Consider the following 14,455-nt stretch of genomic DNA (forward strand, 5'->3'; position numbering starts at 1 on the left):
AAGGGCTCCTGGCAGGTACAGGAGAAGCAAGGTGGTACCGCGATTCATGTCGTCCTTTTCCGGGGCGGCTTTTTTTCATGAAAGGGGGGATGTCTGTGAGTGACGGCCGACGACGATACCGGATATCCACGGAAGCAATCCCCGTTCATGGATGACTGGATCCTGCGATCCACGGACTTCAATGCCGTTCATGAACCAACCGCCGGTCAGACCGGCAGGAACCGATATAACAGAATGAAAACCGGCGAAACGGGCCGGACAAACGGGAGGAATCGACTATGAGCAACCTGCATAACGAAAACAAGCACTACAACAAAATCGTCCTGGCATATTCCGGAGGACTGGATACGTCTGTCCTGATTCCCTGGCTGAAAGAACACTATGGCAACTGCGAAGTCATTGCGGTCTCCGGCAATGTAGGGCAGGGAACAGAGCTGGATGGCCTGGAAGAAAAAGCCCTGGCCACCGGGGCTTCCAAACTGTACATCGAAGACCTGACCGATACCTTTGTGGATGATTTCATCGTACCGTCCATCAAAGCCGGTGCCGCGTATGAAAAGTACCTGCTGGGCACGTCCTTTGCGAGACCAATCATAGCCAAGAGAATCGTGGAAATCGCCAAGGCTGAAGGCGCGGATGCGATCTGCCATGGCTGCACAGGCAAGGGAAACGACCAGGTGCGGTTTGAACTGGCCATCAAGGCCTTTGCACCGGACATGGACATCATTGCTCCCTGGCGGTTCTGGGAGCTGGATTCCCGGGAAAAGGAAATCGAATACGCCGAAGCGCACAACATTCCTCTGAAGATCAGCAAGGAAACCAACTACTCCAAGGACAAAAACCTCTGGCACCTGTCCCACGAAGGGCTGGACCTGGAAGACCCGGCCAATGAAGCCCCCATCAACACAGAAGGATTCCTGGAACTGGGTGTGTCCCCGGAGAATGCGCCGGACAAGCCGACGTACATCACGATTCACTTTGAAAAAGGCGTGCCGACAAAACTGGATGACGAAGAACTCTCCGCCAGGGACATCATCCTCAAGCTGAATGAGATCGGCGGTGCCAATGGCATCGGGATACTGGATATCGTGGAAAACAGGCTGGTGGGCATGAAGTCCAGAGGTGTGTATGAGACACCCGGCGGTTCCATCCTGTATGCCGCTCACGCAAAGCTGGAAGAAATCACGCTGGACAAAGACACGCAGCATTACAAGGAACAGGCTGCACAGAAGTTCGGCGAACTGGTCTACGATGGCAAGTGGTTCACACCCCTGAGAAAGGCGCTCTCGGCTTTCGTGGACAGCACACAGGAAACCGTGACTGGCGACGTGACTCTGAAACTGTACAAGGGGAACATCATTCCTGCAGCCGTAACCAGCCCCTATTCCTTATATAATGCGGGAATGGCGACATTCGATGCGGATGACTGCTATGACCAGAGCGATTCTGCAGGTTTCATCAACCTGTTCGGCCTGCCGATCAAAGTGAGAGCCCTGAACAGCGATGCCCTGGAGAAAGAGACCGGGGAGTCCTTCTCCAGTGTGGAGTAAGGGGAAACACTCCCATGGCCAAGCTCTGGGCGGGACGGTTCTCCAAGACCACTGATGAAACCGTCAATGATTTCAACTCTTCGATCCCCTTTGACAACCGGCTGTATGCTCAGGATATCCGGGGATCCCTGGCACACAGCGATATGCTGGCCAGACAGGGAATCATCACCCGGGAGGACAGGGATGCGATCCACCAGGGTCTGACAGAGATCCTGGCAGCCATGGATGCCGGTGAAATCGGCTTTGATCCTGCACAGTATGAAGACATCCATATGTGTGTGGAGCAGCTGCTGACGGAAAAAATAGGGGATGCCGGCAAACGCCTGCATACCGGGCGCAGCCGGAACGATCAGGTGGCGCTGGATATGCGGATGTATGTGCGGGAAGAAGCCGGACACATCCATGACCAGGTGCTCCACCTGATCGATGTGATCACCGACGTGGCACAGAACAATACAGAAACCATCATGCCGGGATACACGCATCTCCAGCGGGCACAGCCTGTCACCTTTGCCTATATCCTGCTTGCCTATGTATCCATGCTGAAGCGGGATGCAAGGCGGCTGGAAAACACCCTGGAGGTACTGGATGAATGTCCCCTTGGCTCCGGGGCCCTGGCAGGAACGACCTACCCCCTGGACAGGCACTTCACAGCAGAAACTCTGGGTTTTTCACGCCCCTGTGACAATGCCATGGACGGTGTCAGTGACCGGGACTACTGTCTGGAGTTTCTCTCCGATCTGTCGATCCTGATGATGCACCTGTCCCGTCTGTCGGAGGAAGTGATTTCCTGGTGCAGCTGGGAATTCAAGTTCATCGAACTGGATGATGCCTTTTCCACCGGCAGTTCCATCATGCCGCAGAAGAAGAACCCGGATATCTGCGAGCTGGTCCGGGGCAAAACCGGTCGGGTTTACGGTGACCTGATGACGCTGCTGACGGTGATGAAGGGACTTCCCCTGGCGTACGACAAGGACATGCAGGAAGACAAGGAGTGTGTCTTCGATGCCATTGATACCGTTTCGATGTGCCTGAAAGTCCTGCCGGATATGCTGTCAACCATGACAGTCCTTACAGAGAATATGGCCGCAGCAGGACGGCGGGGATTCATCAATGCCACGGACTGTGCGGATTACCTCACGAAGAAAGGGATGCCGTTCCGGGATGCCTACAAACTCACAGGTGGTCTGGTGGCCAGGTGCATCCGGGAGGGCCGGACTCTGGAACAGTTGAGTCTGGAAGAGCTGCAGGAGGAAAGCCCGCTGTTTGATGAGGGCTTCTATGCTGCGGTGGATCTGCTGAATGCCGTGAAGCGCCGCAATACCTGGGGTGGGCCGTCTCCGGAGCAGACACAGGAGCAGATTGCCCTGGCCAGAGAATTTGTGAAAAACCACAGAAAGCAGGACTGAGGATGGGAAAACCGAAAATCTACATCGATGGTCAGTCCGGGACCACAGGCCTGGAGATCCGCCAGCGGCTGCAGGACCGGGAGGACATCGAGCTGCTGGTGATCGACGATGCACTTCGTCATGATGATGCCGAACGCCGGAAAATGTTCGAGGCTGCGGACCTGGCGTTCCTTTGTCTGCCGGATCAGGCAGCCAGGGAGGCCGTGGATCTGGCCGAGGGTTCCGGAGCCCGGATCATCGATGCAAGCACCGCCCACCGGACGGTCTGGACCTACGGATTTCCGGAACTGGACCACCGGCAGGAAGAAAAGATCCGGACGGCGGACAAAGTCGCGAACCCCGGCTGCCATGCCACGGGATTTATCGCGGCTGTGGCCCCGCTGAGCCGCGGCGGTCTTCTGAAGCCGGATGCACAGCTGACTGCATTCTCCCTCACCGGATATACCGGCGGTGGAAAGAGGATGATCGCAGAGTACGAAGGGGCGAAAACAGAACAGATGCTTGCTCCCAAAGCCTACGGACTGGATCTGAACCACAAGCACATGCCGGAGATGAAAACGGTCTGCGGTCTGGAAAAGGCACCGCTGTTCATCCCGGTGGTGGATGACTATCCCCGGGGCATGCTCGTGATGGTGCCGGTCGCATCCGGACAGCTGACCAGGCCCCTGTCGCTGCAGGAAATGCAGGACCATTTCAGGCAGTGGTACCAGGGAACGGCTGTGGCAGTGCAGGAAGGACAGCCGGGGCTTTATGCGGGAGACAAAGCCGGAACCGATGATCTGGAGCTGTTTGTCACGGGCGCAGAATCCGGGTCGGGGTTTGTGATTGCAGCCCGGTTCGACAATCTGGGAAAAGGTGCCTGCGGAGCGGCCATCCGCAACATGGAACTCATGCTGGGACTCGATACCGGACAGTAAACGAATCAATCATGCCTTCCGGTCCACCGGAAGGTATTGTGCATAGAACCAAGGAAGGAAAGAATCCATGAAAGGAATCGAAGGCGGCATCACAGCCGCAAAGGGATACAAAACGGGGGCTGTTCACAGCGGGATCCGGGCCAGCCAGTCCAAAAAGGACCTGGCAGTGATCGTGTCAGACGTCCCCTGCCAGGCAGCAGCGGTGTATACCTCCAATATCGTCAAGGCCGCCCCGCTGCACATCACCAGAGAACACCTGGGTGATGGAACGGCACAGGCCATTGTGATCAATTCGGGCAACGCCAATGCCTGTGCACCCAGGGGAGAGGAAAACGCCCTGCGGGAAGCACAGGCAGCGGCAAAACTGTTGGGGCTGAAAACCGAAGATGTCCTGGTGGCTTCCACCGGCGTGATCGGGCAGGAGCTTCCCATCGAAGTGATCGAGACAGCCATGGGCCAGATCGTGCTCACGGACGATTCTGCCGATACAGCCAAAGCCATCATGACCACGGACACGAAGATGAAACAGACTGCCGTGGAATTCGAACTGAACGGAAAAACGGTTCATCTGGGCGGCATCGCCAAGGGATCGGGCATGATCCATCCCAACATGGGAACGATGCTGTGTTTTGTCACTACGGATGCCGCCATCTCTCAGAGTGTCCTGCAGCAGTCTCTGTCGAAAATCGTGAAGAAAACCTTCAACCGCATCAGTGTGGATGGTGACACGTCCACCAACGATATGTGCATTGTGCTGGCCAACGGCCTGGCCGGCAATGAGGAGATCACGCAGCAAAACGATGTGTTTGACCAGGCGCTGGAGTCCGTGATGAAGGACCTGGCGGTCATGATCGCATCCGACGGCGAAGGTGCCAGCCGCCTGATCATTTCCACGGTGGTGAATGCGGCCGATGAAACACAGGCGGAGACTCTTGCCATGTCCGTGGCCTCCAGCTCCCTGTTCAAGGCGGCGATGTTCGGCAGCGATGCCAACTGGGGCCGGGTGCTGTGTGCCATGGGCTATTCCGGAGCAAAGTTCGATCCGGAGAAAGTGGATGTCCTGTTTCAGTCCGATGCCGGGACTGTTGAAGTGGCGAAAAACGGGCGTGGCCTGGACTTTGATGAGGACCTGGCAAAAAAGATTTTGTCCCGGGACCAGGTGCAGGTAGTCATGAACCTGCATGAGGGAGATGTCTCCGTCACCTGCTGGGGCTGCGACCTGACGTACGACTATGTGAAAATCAACGGAGACTACCGCTCATGATTGCCCCGGAAACACGTGCCAATATCCTGATTGAGGCGCTTCCGTACATCAAGGAATACAACGGCGAGGTCATCGTGGTGAAATATGGCGGAAATGCCATGATTGACGAGGAACTGAAACAGGCTGTGATCCAGGACATCATGCTGCTGCACCTGGTGGGCATCCATGTGGTGCTGGTGCATGGCGGGGGCCCGGATATTTCCAGGATGCTGAAAAAGACCGGAGCCCAGTCCCGTTTCATCAACGGGCTGCGGTATACTGACGACGAAGCCATGGAAATCGTGCAGATGGTCCTCTGCGGCAAAGTCAACAAGGATCTGGTCCGGCTGCTGGAAGGCAAGGGAATCGGTCTGGGAGGCATGGACGGTGGTTTGTTCCGCGCGGTGAAGATGACGGATCCGGAGGGAACAGACTACGGATTTGTGGGCGATATTGTGGATGTGAATCCCAAAATTGTCCAGGACGTGATCGACCAGGGATATATTCCGGTGATCTCTTCCGTGGCGGCAGGTCTCGAGGACAACAATGTATACAATGTGAACGCGGATACGGCTGCGGCGAAAATCGCGATCGCACTGAAGGCGAAGAAGCTGATCCTGCTGACGGATGTCCGCGGTGTGATGCGGGAACCGGGAAACGATGAATCACTGATTCACGACATCAAGGTGTCGCAGGTACCGGCACTGACGATGAGCGGTGCCATTTCCGGCGGCATGATCCCGAAGGTGGACTGCTGTGTGGAAGCTGTGCGTTCCGGTGTGGAGCGTGCCAACATTCAGGATGGACGTGTACCGCACGCGATCCTGATCGAACTGCTGACCAACGAAGGCATCGGGACGATGTTTCACTGACGGCTGCGCTGGTGCAGTCGCAGACTGCAGCAGCCCGGCCGTCAGTGACTGATGCAGCCCGGGGGGAGCCGGGACCGAAATCAAATCAGACTGCGGCTGACGGAGAGACAGAGAAAGCTGCAGTCCGCCGGAAAGGCTGGATCGAGCTGCCAGGAAAAGGAAGGATCTTATGGATTTCAATACATTGAAGAACAGGGAAAACAACACCCTGATGCACACCTATGGACGGTTTGACATCGCACTGGACCATGGCAAAGGGTCAAAACTGTATGACCTGGACGGGAAGGAATACATTGACCTGACTTCAGGCATTGGCGTAAATGCCCTTGGACACGGTCACGAAGCGCTGGTGCAGGCCATTCAGGAACAGGCCGCCAGACTTATGCAGGCATCCAACCTGTTTTACACAGAGCCCATGGTGGATGCTGCCGAGCGGCTGGCAGACAGTACCCTGATGGAAAAAGTGTTTTTTGCCAACTCCGGTGCAGAAGCGAATGAAGGCATGATCAAGATTGCCCGAAAATACTCCGCCGATCAATATGGTCCGGAACGCACAAAAATCCTGACCCTGAAGAACTCTTTCCATGGCCGCACGGTTGCGACGCTGGAAGCCACCGGACAGGACAAATTCCACCAGAACTTCTATCCCTTCACAGGCGGCTTTGACTATGTGGAAGCCAACAACATCGAAGACCTGAAGCAGAAAATGGCAGATCCTTCTGTCTGCGGCATCATGATGGAACTGATTCAGGGAGAGAGCGGCGTACGGCCCCTGGATCCGGTGTTCGTCAGGGAAGCAGCCAGGCTGGCGAAGGAGAACGATATCCTTTTCATGGCAGATGAGGTGCAGACAGGCATCGGCCGTACAGGCAGCCTGTTCTGCTGGCAGCAGTACGGGATCCAGCCGGATCTTGTCAGCTGTGCCAAGGCACTGGGTGGCGGTGTTCCCATCGGTGCAGTGCTGTCCGGGGACAAAGCAGCCCATGTTCTCCAGCCAGGCGATCACGGAACCACCTTCGGCGGTAATCCACTGGCGGCCTCCGCTGCGAAAACCGTGCTGGATATTGTGGACCAGCCGGATTTCCTGGCCGATGTGAAGGACAAAGGCGACTATTTCATGAACAGCATCCAGGCACTGAACAAACGATCCGTGCAGGATGTCCGTGGAATGGGACTCATGATCGGCATCCAGGTGGGTGCCGACAAAGTCATGGACTACCTCAAACAGCTGCAGAACAAAGGCGTTCTCGCACTGAAAGCCGGAACGGACACCATCCGGCTGTTGCCGCCGCTGATCATCACAAAGGAAGAGATCGACCAGGCTGTCAAAGCCATGAACGAAGTATTTGAATAAACAGGAAAGGGAATGGAAGACATGAAACACCTTCTGACACTGATGGATCTGGATGACCAGGAAATTGTGCAGCTCCTGGATCTCGCAGATCAGCTGAAATACGAAAAAAAGCACGGGATCGCACACCCGCATCTCAAGGGAAAATCCATCGGCCTGATTTTCCAGAAAGCCAGCACCCGCACCCGGGTATCATTTGAAACCGGCATGCACCAGCTGGGAGGACAGGCACTGTTTCTGTCCAGCCGCGACCTGCAGATTGGCCGTGGGGAACCGGTGCAGGATACAGCCCGCGTGCTGTCCAGGTATCTGGATGGCATCATGATCCGCACCTATGAACAGAAAGAAGTGGAGGATCTGGCAAAGTACGGCAGCATTCCCGTGATCAACGGACTGACCGACTACAGCCACCCCTGCCAGGTCCTGGCCGATCTCATGACGATCCGGGAACACTACGGTTCCCTGAAGGGACTCAAGATGGCCTACATCGGGGACGGCAACAACATGGCCAACTCTCTGATCGTGGGAGCCCTGAAATCCGGCATGGACATGGCCTGCGCAACACCGGAAGGATACCGCCCGGATGAAAAGGTGCTGGAATTCGCCAAAAACTATGGTGACCACTTCACACTGACAGATGATCCTGTCCAGGCGGTGAAGGGTGCAGATGTTGTCGTGACCGACACCTGGGCATCCATGGGGCAGGAAGACGAGAAGGAAGAACGAAAAAAAGCCTTTGCAGGCTACCAGGTCAACCGCGCCCTGATGAAACATGCGAAGAATGGTGCCATGGTGCTGCACTGTCTGCCCGCGTACCGGGAGCAGGAAATCACTGAAGAGGTGTTTGAACAGCATGCGGATGAGATCTTCGAAGAAGCGGAGAACCGCCTCCATGCACAGAAGGCCGTCATGGTCACATTGATGAAAGACTGATGTCCATTCCCGGACCGTTCTGTTTCACAGACGAAGCAAAGCGGTCCTTTTCTGATGCGCAGACAGGAGAAAGTGTGTTACATCTGTAGTTAGAGTAAAATAACTTCATTGGATGCCACGGCCTTCTGTTCATCTGCAGGATGAAGCCGGCTGGCTGCGGCAATCAAGGACTGACAGAAAAGAGGAGAATGCGGAATGCGAAAAATCACTGTAAAAATTGAAGGAATGATATGTCCCATGTGCGAGTCGCATATCTGTGATGCGATCAGGAAGTCGTTTCTGGTCCGCAAAGTCACGGCATCGCGCAAAGCCGGCGAAGCTGTGATCCTGGCAGATGAGCCAGTCAGTCATGAGGCATTGAAGCGGGCGGTCGACAGCACGGGTTACAGGGTTCTGCAGGTCAGAGAAGAACCCTGGCAAAAGCGAAGCCTGTTTCACCGCAGCTGAGGTCCTGACCAGATGGCGTCTGACTACAGTTTCCTTGTGCCCGTTTCCGGAAACCGGTACCATGAATGTAGCAGGGCACTCTCGGCCTGCATCAGGAAAGAGAGGGAGCAGCATGAGTCTGACAGTCAATTTGTATTACACAGGGGAACACGGAAGCGCCCGGGAGTTTGTCAGGGAAATGGAAGGAAGCGGAATCGCCGCAGCGATCCGTGCTGAGTCCGGCAACGAGAAGTATGACTATTTCCAGTCCCTGAATGATCCCGAAACCATTCTGCTGATTGACCAGTGGCGCGACCAGAAAGCTTTGGACGATCATCATGCTTCGCCCATGATGGCACAGCTGGCCGCACTCCGGGACAAGTACAATCTGCATATGCGGGTGGAACGCTATCGTGACGCCGAAGAGAATCCGGCGGACGAAGCCTTTATGCGAAAATAATAAAAACTGTATGCCATTTGACTACAAAAAAGAATACAGAGAATACTACCTGCCCAAAAAGAAGCCTTCCATTGTCACCATTCCGCCCATGTATTTTGCGTCAGTCTGCGGTCAGGGAGATCCAAATGAGGAAAACGGGGTATACAAGGAAGCCATCGGCAAGCTGTATGCCGTCGCCTACACCATCAAGATGAGCAAAAAAGGAACCCATCACATGGAAGGATATTTTGACTATATTGTCCCGCCTCTGGAGGGGTTCTGGTGGCAGGAGGGCATCGGCGAAATCGACTTTTCCGACAAGGCAGGATTTCGCTGGATTTCCGTGATCCGGCTGCCGGATTTTGTGACCGAAGAAGAGTTTGGATGGGCCCTGAATGAGGCTGCATCGAAAAAGCAGCTGGATCTTTCCGATGTCCGGATTCTGAGAATTGACGAAGGTCTCTGCGTCCAGTGTCTGCACACGGGACCCTATGACCTGGAGCCGGAAACCATCCGGGAGATGGATGCCTTTGCCCGCGGGATGGGATATGAACCGGATTTCGAAAACGGCCGTCATCACCATGAGATCTACCTGAGCGATCCCAGGAGAACGGGACCCGAAAAGCTGAAAACTGTCATCCGGCACCCGATACGGCAGAAACGGGACTGACATGAAAAAGCAGCCGCTGCTGCAGAAGAGGGAAATACTCCCCTGATTCTGCAGTCCGGCTGCTTTCTGCTGTTCTGTTTCTCTGAAGGGATTCGCTCCCGGCAACCAGGAATCGGGGATCTGTATATACAGTCAGTTACCGTTGAGCTGTCTTCCGGTTGTCTCTGCAGTGGATCCGGCTGCGGCCATGGCAAACTGACGGCCGAAAGCCTCACAGTCAGCCACTGTATCCCGGTCGGGGTTCCACAAAATGCCCAGCGGATCGGATACCATCTCAAAACCGGATTTCTGCAGATGGTCGTGAATCTGTTTTGGTCCTTCGCCGCTCCAGCCGTAGCTGCCGAATGCTGCGGCTTTTTTCTTCTTGAACCGGAGTCCGCGGATCATTTCCAGCAGCCCGGCAATCGCATGGGAAATCCCATAGTTGATTGTTGGCGAACCCACAAGAACCGCTTTCGAGCTGAAAATCTCCGTCAGAATGTCGTTTTTGTCATCCTTCGCAGCGTTCATCAGCTTCACCTTCACATCCGGATCGGCAGACTCGATGCCCCTGGCGATGGCTTGGGCCATCTGGCGGGTGGAATTCCACATCGTATCATAGACGATGGTGATCTGGTTTTCCTGGTACGCATCTGCCCACTCCAGATACTGCTGCACAATGCCTGCAGGATTCTGGTCCCAGATGATGCCATGACTCGGGCAGATCATGTTCAAGGGAAGGTTCATTTCCAGGATTTCACGAATCTTGCGGGTGACCTGCGGGCTGTACAGCGTCAGGATGTTTGCATAGTACTTCTTTGCTTCCCGCATCACTTCATCCATATCCGCAGTGGATTCCAGCAGAGACTCCGTGGCGTAATGCTGTCCGAATCCATCGTTGGAAAACAGAATGTTGTCCCCGGACATGTAGGTAAACATCGTATCCGGCCAGTGCAGCATGGGGGCTTCCACAAAGGTCAGCCTGCAGCTGTCCAGATCGAGGGTATCCCCGGTTTTCACCGTGACGTAATTCCAGTCCTGGTGGTAAAGCCCCCGCAGGATCTGTTCCCCTTTCTTTGTACAGTAAATGGGAACATCCGGGATTTCCCGCATCAGCTCCGGAAGGGCGCCGCTGTGATCGTTTTCGTTGTGGTTCATCACAATGGCATCGATGTCCTTCAAGTCGATTTCTTCCTTCAGCCTCGTAACAAATTCTTTGTCATACGGCCCCCAGACTGTGTCGATCAGGACATTTTTTCCATCCCGGACCAGCCAGGCGTTGTAGCTGGATCCTTTGTGTGTGGAGTATTCATCGCCATGGAACGATTTGAGTTCCCAGTCTGTTTTCCCCACCCATGTGACTTTGTCTGTGATTTTCTTTCCCATATTCGAGACCTCCATGTTTCAGAATCACTCTACGGAAGGGATGCAGCAGCTTCCATCCAGATGACCTCCCAAATCCTGTGTACCGCAACTGGCTCCTTCACCGATTCTGTACAAATCCCGGGCCAAACTGTACAATCAATATGATCATCAAAGGAGCAGATATCAATGTATAAACGGGTATTACTGAAGCTGAGCGGCGAAGCGTTGGCCGGTGACGGACAGGCACTGGACGCAAAGACTCTCAGGCGTCTGGCAAAGGAACTGAAGAGGATCCAGGAGTCCGGTGTTGAACTGGCCATCGTTGTCGGCGGCGGCAACTTCATCCGCGGAAAAATGATGGCGGAAATGGGCATGAACCGGGCACAGGCCGATTACATGGGCATGCTGGGAACAGTCATCAATGCGCTGGCTGTGCAGAATGCCCTGGAGCAGGAAGGCGTGGATACACGTGTCCAGACAGCCGTGGAAATGCAGAAAGTGGCAGAACCCTATATTCTGCGTCGGGCCCTGCGTCACCTGGAAAAGGGCCGCATCGTGATTTTCGGTGCCGGCACCGGTTCTCCGTATTTCTCCACGGATACGACAGCCGCTCTTCGGGCATCCGAAATCGGCGCAGATGTCATTCTCATGGCGAAAAACGGAGTGGATGGTGTCTATGATTCGGATCCGAAGAAGAATCCGGATGCAAAGAAATTCCAGGAGCTTTCCTATATGGATGTCCTGAACAAGGGACTGCAGGTCATGGATTCCACGGCGATTTCCATGTGCATGGACAATGATATCGACCTGGTTGTCTTTAACATGAACGAGGAAGGCAACATTGAAAAAGCAGTGAAGGGAGAAGCCGACGGCACTGTGATCAGCAAGTCGGCACAGGTAACAGCATGAGTGAATATCTTGAACGCGCAGAAGAAAAAATGATGACAGTCATCGAAAACCTGGAAGGAAACTTTGCCACGATCCGCACAGGACGTGCCAACGCAAAGATCCTGGACCGGGTGCGGGTGGATTATTACGGCGAACCGATGCCCATCAACCAGATTGCACGGATTTCCGTCGTGGAAGGCACACAGCTGGTGATCAAGCCCTATGACCGTACACAGGTCAAGCCGATCACTCACGCCATTTCTGCCGCAAACCTGGGTCTGACACCGCAGGCGGAAGCGGATGCCATCCGCATTCTCGTACCGCAGCTGACGGAAGACCGCCGCAAGCAGCTGGCCAAAGAAGCCCAGAAATACGGGGAAGAAGCCAAGGTGGCTGTGCGGAATGTCCGCAGAGACTGCAATGACTGGATCAAGAAGGACAAGGAGCTGCCGGAAGACGAGGCAAAGGCTCTCACAGCAGAAACCCAGAAACTGACAGACCGGTACATCAAGGACATTGATGGTCTCGTAAAAGCCAAAAAAGACGAGATCCTGGCAGTCTGAGTCCAGGCCTTGTCCCGCTTTTCAGGGTACGGAAAGCCCGGCCCGGTTTTCTCCGGTGCCAATCCGGACTGTTTCCGGGTACAATAAAATACGTGAACAGCCCGGCTGCCGCCGGGCTTTTTCAAAAGTCCTGCCATGGCCATTTGCGGAATGCATGCCATGACCTGACTGCACCCGGGCTGAGTGACGCTGTGTCAGTGACGGGGCAGATGCCGGCAGGACAGACAATGCAGGAAAGGACTGACAGCATGTCGGAGCAGAAACAATCGCAGACAACCGGTCTGCCTGCCGGGATCCAGGTTCCGGATACCATGGCCATCATTATGGATGGAAACGGCCGCTGGGCGAAAAAACGGGGTCTTCCAAGGACCGCCGGTCACAAAAAAGGAGCGGATACGATTCATACAATCGGCCTGGAAGCCAACCGGCTGGGGGTGAAAAAACTTATTCTATACGCCTTTTCCACCGAGAACTGGAAACGCCCGGAAGACGAAGTGGGATATCTGTGCAAACTCCCGGGGCTGTTTTTCGACCGGTACATCCGGGATCTGATGAACAACAACATCCGCGTCACGTTTGCAGGAGAACTCGGACGTTTTCCGGACTCCACGCAGAAAGTGATTCGCCGCGCGGTGGAGCAGACCGAAGACAATACCGGTCTGGAGCTGTGCATCGCGATCAATTACGGTGCCCGCCGGGAACTGCTGCTGGCGGCGCAGAAGTATGCCGAAGATGTCAGGAATGGCCGGGAAAACAACGTGACGGAAGAGGAGTTTTCGAAGTACCTTTTTGTCCCCGAGGAGGTGGATCTGCTGATCCGGACCAGCGGAGAAGAACGGATTTCCAACTTCCTGCTCTGGCAGCTGGCCTACAGTGAGCTGATTTTCACACCGACTGCCTGGCCGGATTTTGATGAGTCGTCTTTGCGCGAGTGCATCACAGAATACAATCACCGTGAGCGGCGGTTCGGAGGCGTCAAGGCATGAAGACCCGTGTGATCACCGCCATCTGCATCATTGCGGCCGTTGCCATCCCTGTGGCACTTGGCGGAGTATGGCTGAACCTCCTGGCTGTGTTCATCCTCGTGAGCGGTCTCTGGGAATGGTGCCGCAACCTGGAGGGATTCGGCACCTGGGGAAAAGCCGTGCTGCCGGTCCTGATCGGCCTCACCTTTCTGTCCCGGTGGATGATGCCCGTGACCGGCTATGCCTGGCTGGCCATCTGCGGACTGATCCTCTGGTCGGTTCCTGTATTCTGCGAATCATTCACCGTGCAGGATTCCTGGAGCGTCATCTCCGGATTCCTGTTCATGACTCTGGTGTGGCTGGCCATTTCCGTGCTCGCAAAGGAACCCCGGTATCTCTGGACTCTGTGTTTTGCCACCTATGGATCGGATACCGGCGCCTATTTTGTGGGGTCGAAACTGGGGAAACACAAAATGAACCCCAGGGTCTCCCCGAAGAAAAGCTGGGAAGGCTTTTTCGGGGGCATCCTCTCGGGAATCGTCCTGTCCCTGGTCCTGTCGCTGTTCTACAGCCACGGACTGAATCCGGTGCTGAACACACTTCTGTGCGTTCTCTGTCCTGTGGTGGCAGAACTGGGGGATCTTTGTTTCTCGGCGTTCAAACGGGTGTATTCTGTCAAAGATTTCAGCAATCTGCTTCCCGGGCACGGAGGGATTCTGGACCGGGTGGATTCGCTGCTGTATAATATCATCCTGTTCGGGATCCTGTTCCAGCTGCTCTATTAATGCAGACAGGACAGGATACAGACTGAAGGCACCGTTCGGTATCCGGATATCGGATACCGGACTTTTTTCAAACTGCAGACTGCAGAAAACGGACCGGGCT

The 14,455-nt window shown here is 55.0% G+C and carries 15 protein-coding genes and 1 other annotated feature (1 of these 16 cut by a window edge); of the genes, 14 read left to right on the forward strand and 1 reads right to left on the reverse strand.

Annotation, left to right across the window (positions count from 1 at the left end; translation table 11 throughout):
- Nucleotides 1-60 (forward strand) — a binding site (T-box leader) (it extends 147 nt beyond the left edge of the window).
- 218 nt (nt 61-278) lie between these two features.
- The 10 genes from aalo17_RS04375 (at nt 279) to aalo17_RS04420 (ending at nt 9,810) form a co-directional block, all read left to right on the forward strand.
- Entirely contained in the window at nt 279-1,550 is a 1,272-nt protein-coding gene (locus aalo17_RS04375; RefSeq protein ID WP_067556023.1) for an argininosuccinate synthase, read from the forward strand.
- A 14-nt stretch (nt 1,551-1,564) separates the two neighbouring features.
- Nucleotides 1,565-2,959, forward strand: a complete 1,395-nt coding sequence (argH, locus tag aalo17_RS04380; protein WP_067556026.1) for an argininosuccinate lyase — start codon at nt 1,565-1,567, stop codon at nt 2,957-2,959.
- A gap of 2 nt (nt 2,960-2,961) precedes the next feature.
- Nucleotides 2,962-3,876, forward strand: a complete 915-nt coding sequence (gene argC, locus aalo17_RS04385) for an N-acetyl-gamma-glutamyl-phosphate reductase (RefSeq protein ID WP_067556029.1) — start codon at nt 2,962-2,964, stop codon at nt 3,874-3,876.
- Nucleotides 3,877-3,943: 67 nt separating this feature from the next.
- The gene (gene argJ / locus aalo17_RS04390) at nt 3,944-5,140 is read left to right on the forward strand and encodes a bifunctional glutamate N-acetyltransferase/amino-acid acetyltransferase ArgJ (RefSeq protein WP_067556032.1); all 1,197 of its coding nucleotides are present in this window, start codon (nt 3,944-3,946) and stop codon (nt 5,138-5,140) included.
- The gene (argB, locus tag aalo17_RS04395; protein ID WP_067556035.1) at nt 5,137-5,991 is read left to right on the forward strand and encodes an acetylglutamate kinase; all 855 of its coding nucleotides are present in this window, start codon (nt 5,137-5,139) and stop codon (nt 5,989-5,991) included. Before argJ ends, argB begins: the two co-directional genes overlap by 4 nt.
- Nucleotides 5,992-6,160: 169 nt before the next feature.
- Complete coding sequence (locus tag aalo17_RS04400; protein WP_067556038.1) at nt 6,161-7,345, forward strand: aspartate aminotransferase family protein; 1,185 nt, start codon at nt 6,161-6,163, stop codon at nt 7,343-7,345.
- Between the two features lie 12 nt (nt 7,346-7,357).
- The gene (gene argF / locus aalo17_RS04405) at nt 7,358-8,275 is read left to right on the forward strand and encodes an ornithine carbamoyltransferase (protein WP_236940508.1); all 918 of its coding nucleotides are present in this window, start codon (nt 7,358-7,360) and stop codon (nt 8,273-8,275) included.
- Nucleotides 8,276-8,470: 195 nt separating this feature from the next.
- Nucleotides 8,471-8,722 (forward strand): heavy-metal-associated domain-containing protein, encoded by a 252-nt coding sequence (locus tag aalo17_RS04410; RefSeq protein ID WP_067556041.1) that lies wholly within the window; start codon nt 8,471-8,473, stop codon nt 8,720-8,722.
- A 112-nt stretch (nt 8,723-8,834) separates the two neighbouring features.
- Nucleotides 8,835-9,161 carry a putative quinol monooxygenase gene (locus tag aalo17_RS04415; RefSeq protein ID WP_067556044.1) on the forward strand — a complete coding sequence of 109 codons (327 nt, stop codon included), beginning with the start codon at nt 8,835-8,837 and terminating at the stop codon, nt 9,159-9,161.
- A gap of 10 nt (nt 9,162-9,171) precedes the next feature.
- Nucleotides 9,172-9,810, forward strand: coding sequence for a GyrI-like domain-containing protein (locus aalo17_RS04420; RefSeq protein WP_067556047.1), 639 nt, complete (start codon nt 9,172-9,174; stop codon nt 9,808-9,810).
- A 132-nt stretch (nt 9,811-9,942) separates the two neighbouring features.
- Here the strand turns inward: aalo17_RS04420 and aalo17_RS04425 are convergent, their stop codons facing one another.
- Entirely contained in the window at nt 9,943-11,175 is a 1,233-nt protein-coding gene (locus aalo17_RS04425; RefSeq protein WP_067556051.1) for an anaerobic nitric oxide reductase flavorubredoxin, read from the reverse strand.
- Between the two features lie 165 nt (nt 11,176-11,340).
- Between aalo17_RS04425 and pyrH the strand changes: the two genes are divergently transcribed.
- The 4 genes from pyrH to aalo17_RS04445 all read left to right on the forward strand — a co-directional run bounded on the left by pyrH (nt 11,341) and on the right by aalo17_RS04445 (nt 14,355).
- Complete coding sequence (gene pyrH / locus aalo17_RS04430; RefSeq protein WP_067556055.1) at nt 11,341-12,063, forward strand: UMP kinase; 723 nt, start codon at nt 11,341-11,343, stop codon at nt 12,061-12,063.
- The gene (frr, locus tag aalo17_RS04435) at nt 12,060-12,605 is read left to right on the forward strand and encodes a ribosome recycling factor (RefSeq protein ID WP_067556058.1); all 546 of its coding nucleotides are present in this window, start codon (nt 12,060-12,062) and stop codon (nt 12,603-12,605) included. Before pyrH ends, frr begins: the two co-directional genes overlap by 4 nt.
- A 248-nt stretch (nt 12,606-12,853) precedes the next feature.
- Nucleotides 12,854-13,591 (forward strand): isoprenyl transferase, encoded by a 738-nt coding sequence (locus aalo17_RS04440; protein WP_067560099.1) that lies wholly within the window; start codon nt 12,854-12,856, stop codon nt 13,589-13,591.
- Nucleotides 13,588-14,355, forward strand: coding sequence for a phosphatidate cytidylyltransferase (locus aalo17_RS04445; protein ID WP_067556061.1), 768 nt, complete (start codon nt 13,588-13,590; stop codon nt 14,353-14,355). Before aalo17_RS04440 ends, aalo17_RS04445 begins: the two co-directional genes overlap by 4 nt.
- The last annotated feature ends 100 nt before the right edge of the window (nt 14,356-14,455 follow it).

This window comes from Faecalibaculum rodentium, from assembly GCF_001564455.1.
In the GTDB taxonomy this organism is placed as follows: domain Bacteria; phylum Bacillota_I; class Bacilli_A; order Erysipelotrichales; family Erysipelotrichaceae; genus Faecalibaculum; species Faecalibaculum rodentium.